The sequence below is a fragment of the Paraburkholderia madseniana genome (assembly GCF_009690905.1).
Taxonomy (GTDB): domain Bacteria; phylum Pseudomonadota; class Gammaproteobacteria; order Burkholderiales; family Burkholderiaceae; genus Paraburkholderia; species Paraburkholderia madseniana.
The window spans coordinates 1-8,248 of record NZ_VOSW01000189.1 but is presented as its reverse complement, the minus strand read 5'-3'; the positions used below and the strand labels follow the sequence as shown (position 1 = coordinate 8,248).

The 8,248-nt window shown below is 57.4% G+C and carries 8 protein-coding genes and 2 pseudogenes; 2 read left to right on the top strand and 8 right to left on the bottom strand.

Translation table 11 applies throughout. The features are described 5' to 3' along the window. Positions 1-100 precede the first annotated feature (100 nt). The 6 genes from tnpB to FSO04_RS44220 all read right to left on the bottom strand — a co-directional run bounded on the left by tnpB (position 101) and on the right by FSO04_RS44220 (position 6,789). Complete coding sequence (tnpB, locus tag FSO04_RS44245; RefSeq protein WP_199203115.1) at positions 101-406, bottom strand: IS66 family insertion sequence element accessory protein TnpB; 306 nt, start codon at positions 404-406, stop codon at positions 101-103. Then, positions 394-780, bottom strand: a complete 387-nt coding sequence (tnpA, locus tag FSO04_RS44240) for an IS66-like element accessory protein TnpA (protein WP_233465438.1) — start codon at positions 778-780, stop codon at positions 394-396. Before tnpA ends, tnpB begins: the two co-directional genes overlap by 13 nt. Positions 781-1,543: 763 nt before the next feature. Then, positions 1,544-1,804, bottom strand: coding sequence for a hypothetical protein (locus FSO04_RS44235; RefSeq protein ID WP_154567636.1), 261 nt, complete (start codon positions 1,802-1,804; stop codon positions 1,544-1,546). Positions 1,805-2,144: 340 nt separating this feature from the next. Next, entirely contained in the window at positions 2,145-3,761 is a 1,617-nt protein-coding gene (locus FSO04_RS44230; protein ID WP_154567635.1) for a methyl-accepting chemotaxis protein, read from the bottom strand. Between the two features lie 1,316 nt (positions 3,762-5,077). Further along, entirely contained in the window at positions 5,078-5,362 is a 285-nt protein-coding gene (locus FSO04_RS48945; protein WP_154567634.1) for a hypothetical protein, read from the bottom strand. A 320-nt stretch (positions 5,363-5,682) separates the two neighbouring features. Continuing rightward, on the bottom strand, positions 5,683-6,789 hold the full coding sequence (locus tag FSO04_RS44220; RefSeq protein WP_154567633.1) for a porin: 1,107 nt from the start codon (positions 6,787-6,789) through the stop codon (positions 5,683-5,685). Positions 6,790-6,991: 202 nt separating this feature from the next. On the opposite strand from FSO04_RS44220, the pseudogene FSO04_RS49040 reads away from it, so the two are divergent. Beyond that, positions 6,992-7,070: pseudogene (locus FSO04_RS49040) on the top strand (IS6 family transposase); the annotation flags it as partial. Between the two features lie 43 nt (positions 7,071-7,113). Beyond that, positions 7,114-7,227, top strand: a pseudogene (locus FSO04_RS49035) (IS6 family transposase); the annotation flags it as partial. 183 nt (positions 7,228-7,410) lie between these two features. On the opposite strand, the gene FSO04_RS44215 reads toward FSO04_RS49035, so the two are convergent. Both FSO04_RS44215 and FSO04_RS44210 read right to left on the bottom strand, forming a co-directional pair. Further along, on the bottom strand, positions 7,411-7,836 hold the full coding sequence (locus FSO04_RS44215) for a hypothetical protein (RefSeq protein WP_154567632.1): 426 nt from the start codon (positions 7,834-7,836) through the stop codon (positions 7,411-7,413). A gap of 22 nt (positions 7,837-7,858) precedes the next feature. After that, on the bottom strand, positions 7,859-8,248 hold a 390-nt coding region (locus FSO04_RS44210; RefSeq protein WP_206753090.1), incomplete at its 5' end, for a hypothetical protein.

The window sequence follows — 8,248 nt, the reverse complement described above, 5'->3', positions numbered from 1 at the left end:
GGCTGAACCACATCCTGGACAACCTCGACTTCGTCCATCATGTACACCTGTCCATTTAAAATTTGAATGGACATGATCGTCGGGCTGCTCGACTTACCGATCAAGATGACTTCGCCGGCTGCTTACGTTGCTCCTGCGTGAGCGCGTGTTGCCTGGGTTCGCTGCCAGCGTGAGGCCAGACGAACTGTCCCTCGTTCAGCCGTCGCGCTGCCAGCCAGATACCGATGCCGTCGTGAACCAGCACCTTCAGGCGATTGGCCCGCCGGTTGGCGAACAGGTAGGCATGGTGCGGATGCGCAGCGCCGAACACCTTGATCACCCGCGCCAGTGCAGTATCGAAGCCCGCGCGCATGTCCAGCGGGTCGACTGCCAGCCACACCTCATCAATGCGGATCACGCGAGCCACTCTCGCAGCCAGGCGGCGCATTGTGCTGCCTCTGATGTCGGCCAGCTAACCGTAATCGACTGGTCTGCGCGACGAACTTCGACGCGAATCTCAGCCGTACGCGCGCTTCTCGCCTCAAGCGGCAACGGCACAAATGCCGGTGCCGGTGCCGACGGCGCCCCCACGTCGCTACGCGCCACCAGCACGCAATCGTTCGTTTCGGCCTGCTCTACCCAACGTCGCAGCAGATTCGCGTTCAGCTTGTGGTGCAACGCGATGGCCGCGAGCGACACCCCGGGTCCTTGGCAAGCCGCGACCACCTGGGCTTTGAACTCGACGCTATAGCGCCGGCGTCGACGACGGCCAAGTGGCGCTTCTTCTTCGATAGTGTTCACGTGTCCACCTATTTTTAGTGGATACGATGCTCCCAAGACCGTCAACGCAACTCAAGATGGGATGGCTAGGCGCTTACAACCGTTCCGACTGTCGTGGGCGGTGACTGAGGCCGCCATATTCGCGTCAAACGCTTTCCAGCCGCATCGAATTCCTGCGGAAAGAATGAAAGCGAAAGAGCCGCATCGCGTGCCCTTGCCGGAGGTTGCCACCGCGCTGGTGCAAACTCTTAAGGAACAGCGGCTGCATGACTCTCTCTGGCATTTCCATCGCCACGTGAGAAAGTACTGAGCGACATGCCACTGACTGCTTTGCTTCGCCGTGTCAAGGCCGAGAGCGATACTGCTGGACGCGTCGCAACCGCGCATGGTTTTCGGTCAAGCCTCCGGGATTGGGCGAGCGAACACGCTACGTGCGCGACCTTGCCGAGCGCACCGTCGCGCATACCGTTGCGAACAAGGTCGAAGCGGCGTACCACCGCACTGATCTGCCTGAACAACGACGTCCACTTATGGACGCTTGGGCACAACACGTCTGCTCCGGTTAACGCCGGTCCGCCAAATGGAGATGTGCGAAACGATTACAGCGTTTGTTGCTTTTAACCCTGTTTCGGTAAGCTGTGACAGCAGGACGCCATGCGTACTCTCCCGCGACCGGATCGCGCGTCACCGCACGACGTTCGTCACAGCCGAGCGCTCTGGGGGACCGGACTCAGGCTAGTGCAGTGTTCTAAGCGCTGGATAACACTGCACTAGCCGTCCGTGATTAATCGAAGCCACTCAGCTTCGAAGACACCAACACGCGAGAATGAATTGCCAATCTCATTGGCAGCTCGCTGACATGCGACGGCTTCAGTTGCGCCACCCACTCCACGAGCTTTTCGCTTCCCGAGAAAACGAAACGGACACCATCCTGTTCGGCCACGACCATTCCCACATCCGACGGTGCAAATCGCTCTATCCACAACATGTCACGCGGCTTTCCGGTCACATATAGTTCAATGTACTGGTCCTCAAGCGTTTTCACAACGATCCCACGAGGCGTATTACCACTGCTCGTTGAACGCAATGTCCAGAATGGGAAAAGCGTTCTGACGTCGCCCCCAGACTTGAGCCGGGTGCTGCCGCACAACGGCATCAAACACAATGCATATAGGCGAGTCAGGCAGCCGAAGCCGCCGTGCTCTTTGAATTCGCCGGAATTTCGTCAGTAAAGTCAGCGGTGCTTCACCGCAGTTCGGGCCCAGCCCCACTCAAAACGCTTGCCACTCTGTGCTGCCCGTACCCCGCTATGGGAATGGTGTGCGTGAGGGTGATCACGGGTGGCCGTGGTTTTCGGATTTCCGCCGAGCGTACCCGGCCAGTCTTCAACACTGGCGGGCGATGTTTTCTCTCCGAAAGTGCCCGAGCCGCGGTGTAGCCCCGTCGTCGGCGAACTTGAACACGGCAACTGCATCCTTGAGCTTCATCGCCTGTTCTTCCAGCGATTGAGCGGCGGCCGCGGCCTGCTCAACGAGCGCGGCGTTCTGCTGCGACACGTCGTCCATCTGAATGACAGCCTGATTTACCTGTTCAATGCCGCGGCTCTGCTCCGCCGATGCAGCAACAATCTCGCTGACGATGTCCGACACCCTTTTAATTCCCCGTCTGACATCAGTCATCGTGATGCCTGCTTCCTCAGCTTGCAGTGAGCCATCCTCAACGACGACGACCGACGAGCCAATCAGCTCTTTGATTTCCCTCGCTGCTGCGGCCGAGCGCTGGGCCAGGTTGCGGACCTCACCGGCGACGACGGCAAAGCCTCGCCCCTGCTCGCCCGCGCGAGCAGCCTCGACGGCCGCGTTCAATGCCAGGATGTTGGTCTGAAATGCGATGCCCTCAATGACTCCGGTGATCTCAGCGATCTTCGACGAATTCGCCCTGATATTGCGCATGGTCTGGACCATCTTTTCGACAGTCTGAGCGCCCTTCTCCACTACTATCGAAGCGTTAGACGCCAGCGCGTTCGCCTGACGCGCGTTATCCGCATTCTGCTTCACCGTCTGTGTCAATTGCGTCATGCTCGACGCAGTTTCTTCGAGCGAGGCCGCATGCTGTTCTGTCCGTTGAGAAAGGTCCTGATTCGCCTGTGCGATTTCAGAGGATGACGCCGAAACTGACTCGCTGCTGGCACGTATGGAGCTCACCGCGGTGCGCAAGCTGTCTTGCATCTGTCGTGTTCTTGACAGCACGCTGCGCGCATTGTCATCGCGCAAATGGATTCTTGTATCTAGGTTGCCTAGGGCAATCTGATGGACCACCTGGGCGACGCCTTGCGGCTCGCCGCCGATCTCTCGCGTGATCGACCGCGTAACCCGGAAACCGAGCGCAAGAGCAAGCCCTACACCAACTACAGAGCAGACGGCGATCATCCACGTTACCTCACCTACCGCGGCGACTCCCGCTTCCGCACGCGCCTTGGCTGACATGTCGCGCATATTTGAGAAATCGATCAGGATCGACCGGATCCTGATTTGCAAACCATCGGTCTTTTCCCGCATTTCTTGTAGAGCAGACGTCTGGTCGCCCTGCCGGGCGGCCTCCTCCACTTTTCGTGCAGAAGCCAGGTAAGCGGGCCAGGTTGTATCGAAGTCGGTCAACAGTTGCTTCTGCCTGTCGTTGAAGATATGTGTCCGTTCATAGCTGAGAGCGGAGATAACAGCCTCCTCCCCCTTCGAGTTGAAACGAAGCGTGTCCTCGCGGCCCTTGGGATCTGTCTTCACCACGTAATCGTATAAACGCCGATAATGCGCTGCGGCCTGCCAGGCAGCGGTGCCAATCTGGCGTATGGGCACAACCTCGGTTTCATACATCGCCACCTGCATCGAGGCCAACTCGCGTATCCTGATTGCACCCACCGCCCCCGCCAAAACAGTTAGGAGAGCGGAAAGCAAGAATGATGCCAGCAGTTTGTCGCGTAGCTTGAAATTTTTGAACCATCGCATAACGGACCGTTCCTGTTGAATGACTATCGTTTCTGAATCGTCCAGCGCTGCTGAAGAACACCAACCTCATCTGTGCGGCCCTTTGCAATCTGTTCGCTCGTCGTTGCTTACGTTGGAGAGCGGAGCGTGCAGGTCCGCTGGTTGCCTGGGTGGGTTCGTCGTGACGTCACGAGTGCCGTCCGCGCAATGCACCGGTTCCGGTTAGGAGGTCTGTCAGAGAGCAGCAGCCGATTTCACTGCGGCAGTAACTCTCTGAACCGTAGTGATCGCCCGCTGACGCTTGGATGCCCTCGTTTGCCGCGCGGGAGCGGAGGTCCGCACGGATAAAACTCGACCCATCCTGTAGCGTATCGACGCTTGACGCGAAGAAAAGTTAGTGCACATACTGCCATCGTCTCGCATGCCGATCTTCCCCCGCTTGAGGGGGGAACGGCTGACACCGAACATGTGATCATGCCGACGGCGTGTTCCGCTGCGGCAAGGAAAGAAGAAAGGACGACAGATCGTGCCGCGTGCCGCAGTTTGCCTTTTCGAGCACGGCTTTCATACAGGCTAGGTATAGCGCTTTCACGAGTTCCGCGAGCAAGTCGCCATTGTCCTTTCCCGCCCGAGATGTCGCCAATGCAAGATGTCTATGCAGCGATTGCTCGCGTACATAAGTAGCGGACTGAGGTAGCAGCATTGTCTTGCTAAAAGGCTGTCTGCGTGGCTGGCCGGTTGCGGGCCGTTTCTGCGATTCTGTGACACGGGTCGTGCTGACGGTGATCTCTGGAATGTGAAGCGAACGCTGCGCTCACGAATGTCCGTGGCGAAAATAAATCATACATATCAAGACACCGAAAACCACGATGGCTGAAAGCCACGCATTGTAGAAATCTTTTAGCGTCCTTCCACAATTGAGGCAATAAAGCCTGTCCGGTTTGGTTGCCTTCCTGTTGAGAGCGAGTTTCGGAACGATGTGGTTCCTGCATCGGGAAGCGTCGGGACTACTATCATCCGCGTGACTACCCTGTGCGAGTCATCGGACGGATCAAAGGTCGCACATGCCTCTAAACCGTGTCAGAACTGTTCTGTACGAGATTATGTCCATTTCTCACGGAACGAATTCGATTTCCTAAAGCAAAAAAAGCAACTTGCGAACACGACACCAAGCGAATATCTGCACAACCCGTTTTCTGCACGTCGCGCGGTTTGCTGCCCGCGTTGTAGTGTCGGCGAAGATGCTGGGACCTCGATCACCGTTTTAGTCGAGCCGTGGCGACGCGCGTTTGAGACTCATGTGTCTGCGCCCACGTGTTTCACGCTTTGCGCAGCCCTTACGCGTTCTTTGCTAGCGAGATGCGCGTGTGGCGAGATATCTGATTTTGAACGATGATAAGACGGCAGGTTATGATCGCACCAGATGGAAGACAGGCGGCCCTGAGCGATGATCTATGCGTCTGCGGCTGCCATCCGACACCCAAGTTGATTGCGTCGAAGAACATGATGTCTTCCGAAGCATAGTGCTCAGGATTCGATACCCTTGTATGGGCATAGGTGCTGGCCAGTATGAGAGACGATTGACCGACTTGATGATCTAGCGTGGACAGGCTGATGGCCATTCAGGCTCGAGACTGCCGGAATGGCATCGAGCGTGGGCTCGAATGCCATCGAGTCGTGCCGGTTGGCGCCCGTGACCACGCCGGATCGCAGGGGTGCTCGCGCTCACGCGCCCCTCCGTGTTGCCTTCCGCGTTCTAAACGGAGTCGGCATCCGGGATTTACACAATATCACGGCTCAATGGCTGGCCCGCACGCTCCCCTACCGACGCTTCGCCGATCACCTCGCGATGACCTGCGCACGGCTCGGGGCCGATGTGGTTCGCTACTCCTTCATCGCTGTGGACTTGCACCACCTACTCCTTGCCGGTCTCCCGGCGCACTTAGAACTTGTGGCGAATACCGACCACACCCGAAACCTGCGTACTCGTCGTCGACGCCGAACCAATACCGTCGATCCATGCGTTCAGGTTGCGCGACGTCTTCTGGTAGATCGCGTTCACGTAGACGTCCGTGCGCTTGGACAGGAAGTACTGCATGCCTGCGCTGGTTTGCAGATAGTGTCCCGATGCCGTGCCTTGAGTCAGTTCGGTATACGTTTCTCCGAGCGCAAACATCAGGGCCGGCGTGAACTTGTAGCGGAAACTGCCTTCGTAGTTGTTGAAGTGCAGGGAGCCCTTCGCCGACGGAGTGAACGGTGTTCCGGTGGCCGCGCTAAACAATGAACCGGTATACAGCAGACCGAGGGTTGCCGCGCCGAAATCATAGGTGCCGCCCACGCCCCACGTCTGCATGCCCGTAGCACTCTTCAGGTAGGTCGGAGAATAGTAATTGTCTGATGGAATCGCGCCGGTCGTGTCGAGCGCCGGAGTGCTCAGGCGCGCGTAGCCTGCGCCCAGATGCATCGGACCGTTCGCATAGCTAGCGCCTACGCTCCAGCTGCGGTTGGCGGCAAAGTTGGTCGAGTTCGAGAACGCGTACATTGCATCCGCCTGGAAGCCTACGAAGACTGGCGTCGCGTACTTCACCGAGTTGTCGGTGCGGAAGGTATTGTTCAGGTTGTCGTTATCGAGCGGGTGCGTCGAATACTGCGTGAGTGTCGAACTGATCTGCAGCGGAGCGACGTAATCCTGGAACGAGTTGTACTGACGACCCATCGTCACCGTACCGAAGCCGTTGTTCGTCAGGCCCACATATGCCTGCCGGCCAAATTCGCGACTGCCCTGACCAAGCGCGCCCGTCTCGACATTGAAGCCGTTTTCAAGGCGGAAGATCGCTCTGCTGCCGCCGCCCAGGTCTTCCGAACCGATTATCCCCCAACGCGAGCCCTGCTCGTTGCCGCTAGTCGCCTGCCATGCGGAGTGCCCCTTCAGGCTGTTCGTGTAGGTGATCCCGGAATCTACGATCCCGTACAGCGTCGCGCTACTTTGCGCATGCGCAACGCCGCAGAAAGCGCCCAGCGCGGCGAGTGCGATAAGTGACTTCTTCATCAATTTAGCTCCAGAGTGAGGTTCGCTTGTAGCTTGTACTTTGAATTGCATGACTAACTTTGTCGAAAGCAGACAGACCAAAACTCGCAATCGAGCACGCATTTCGGCCAACACGTTCTGAGTCGCAGGCATCATCACGTGGACATTCGCGACAGGGCTCTATCACGGTCACCGTTTCCCTGCTGTTGTCATCAGTTGCGCTATGCGCTGGTTTTCGCTTCCAGTTGAGCTTGCGCAACATCGAAGAATTTCTCTTAGATCGGGGCGTGATCGTAACGTACGCTCTGAAGGAATCTCATCGCTGTGACACGTTAGGTGGTGGCAACGTCACGCGGCGAGCCTTATCTCCTGTAGCGGGCAGTCGATCAGCATGGCGCCGAATGCGACGTCTTGCTACGCAACGGCCGCGACAGTATTGTTGCAAAACGATTCTTCAAACTTGACGTGAATGACCATTCGTTTATCTCCGGCGAAGAGTCGCTTATGTCGCCTCCCGGATTGCAAGCCGTTCAGCATGTAGATCAACAAGTCAATGCAGCACACTTATGTTCGGAGGAATCTATATAAACGGCTCTTAGCGCCCCCCTGCTCGCTAGGGAGGCGCCCCTATCCGGCGTCGGTCTAGACCGCGTCGTCGATGTAGGTGCCGGTCAGATCAAGCCGAATCCGCTTCGGCCGGACTTCTGAAGTCCGGCCGTCTTCTTGATTGATGTTGTTCGCTTCGTTCGCCTTCTCTTCATTCCTTTGCTCATCCAGCGTACGACTCGCCTGCTGCGTTGCCTTTAGGTTCGATTTGCCCGAGTTGAGCGTGCTGGTGCCCTCAAGCTCAGTTATATCGCTTTGAACTGCAGCGAATTGGGCGGACAGTTGCGCCACCAGCAGCTGGGTTTGCGGGTCCCTTGGGCTCTTTTGGGCTTCAGCTATTGCGGCCTTGAACTGACGCCCAATCGCCTTCTCGAGTTTTTGCAGCTGCAAGATAGTCGCCGTGTCAGACGTATTTGACTGATTGGCTGCTGTCGCGCTATTGACAGACATCGAAGTAGACATCGCATCTCCTGATAAAGACTCGCTAATCTCGAAAGGCTGCTGCGCAGGCCCTGACCGGCGTAAGGCACTCGCCCGTGATACCGTTCGGCATATAGCACTTCAACGACGCTTCCGGCTTCCACTCTGGGTCGGCATATCCATAAGCACGCGTCGGAATGCGCCGGTATGGGACCAACCCCTTCACTCGAATTTCCGCGATTGAGGTTTGTAGTTCATCGGCTCGTGCAGCTTTGGCTTGCTGGGTGAGTTGTTCGATCTGGTTTCGAAGCGCTTCGTCGATTGCCATGGTGCATTTGCGTTCAGACTGGAGATTGCGGAATGGGAAGCCGGTGCGGAGGTTTTCAGGGTGTCGCGCGAGGGCAATTCCGGGAATGAAAAAGGGCGTGGTGCGAACACCACACCAAAAGGTCCT

Coding starts and splice junctions, on each gene's coding strand:
- FSO04_RS44230 (WP_154567635.1), bottom strand. CDS start 3,761: ATGCGATGGTTCAAAAATTTCAAGCTACGCGACAAACTGCTGGCATCA.
- FSO04_RS48945 (WP_154567634.1), bottom strand. CDS start 5,362: ATGGCCATCAGCCTGTCCACGCTAGATCATCAAGTCGGTCAATCGTCT.
- FSO04_RS44215 (WP_154567632.1), bottom strand. CDS start 7,836: ATGTCTACTTCGATGTCTGTCAATAGCGCGACAGCAGCCAATCAGTCA.
- FSO04_RS44220 (WP_154567633.1), bottom strand. CDS start 6,789: ATGAAGAAGTCACTTATCGCACTCGCCGCGCTGGGCGCTTTCTGCGGC.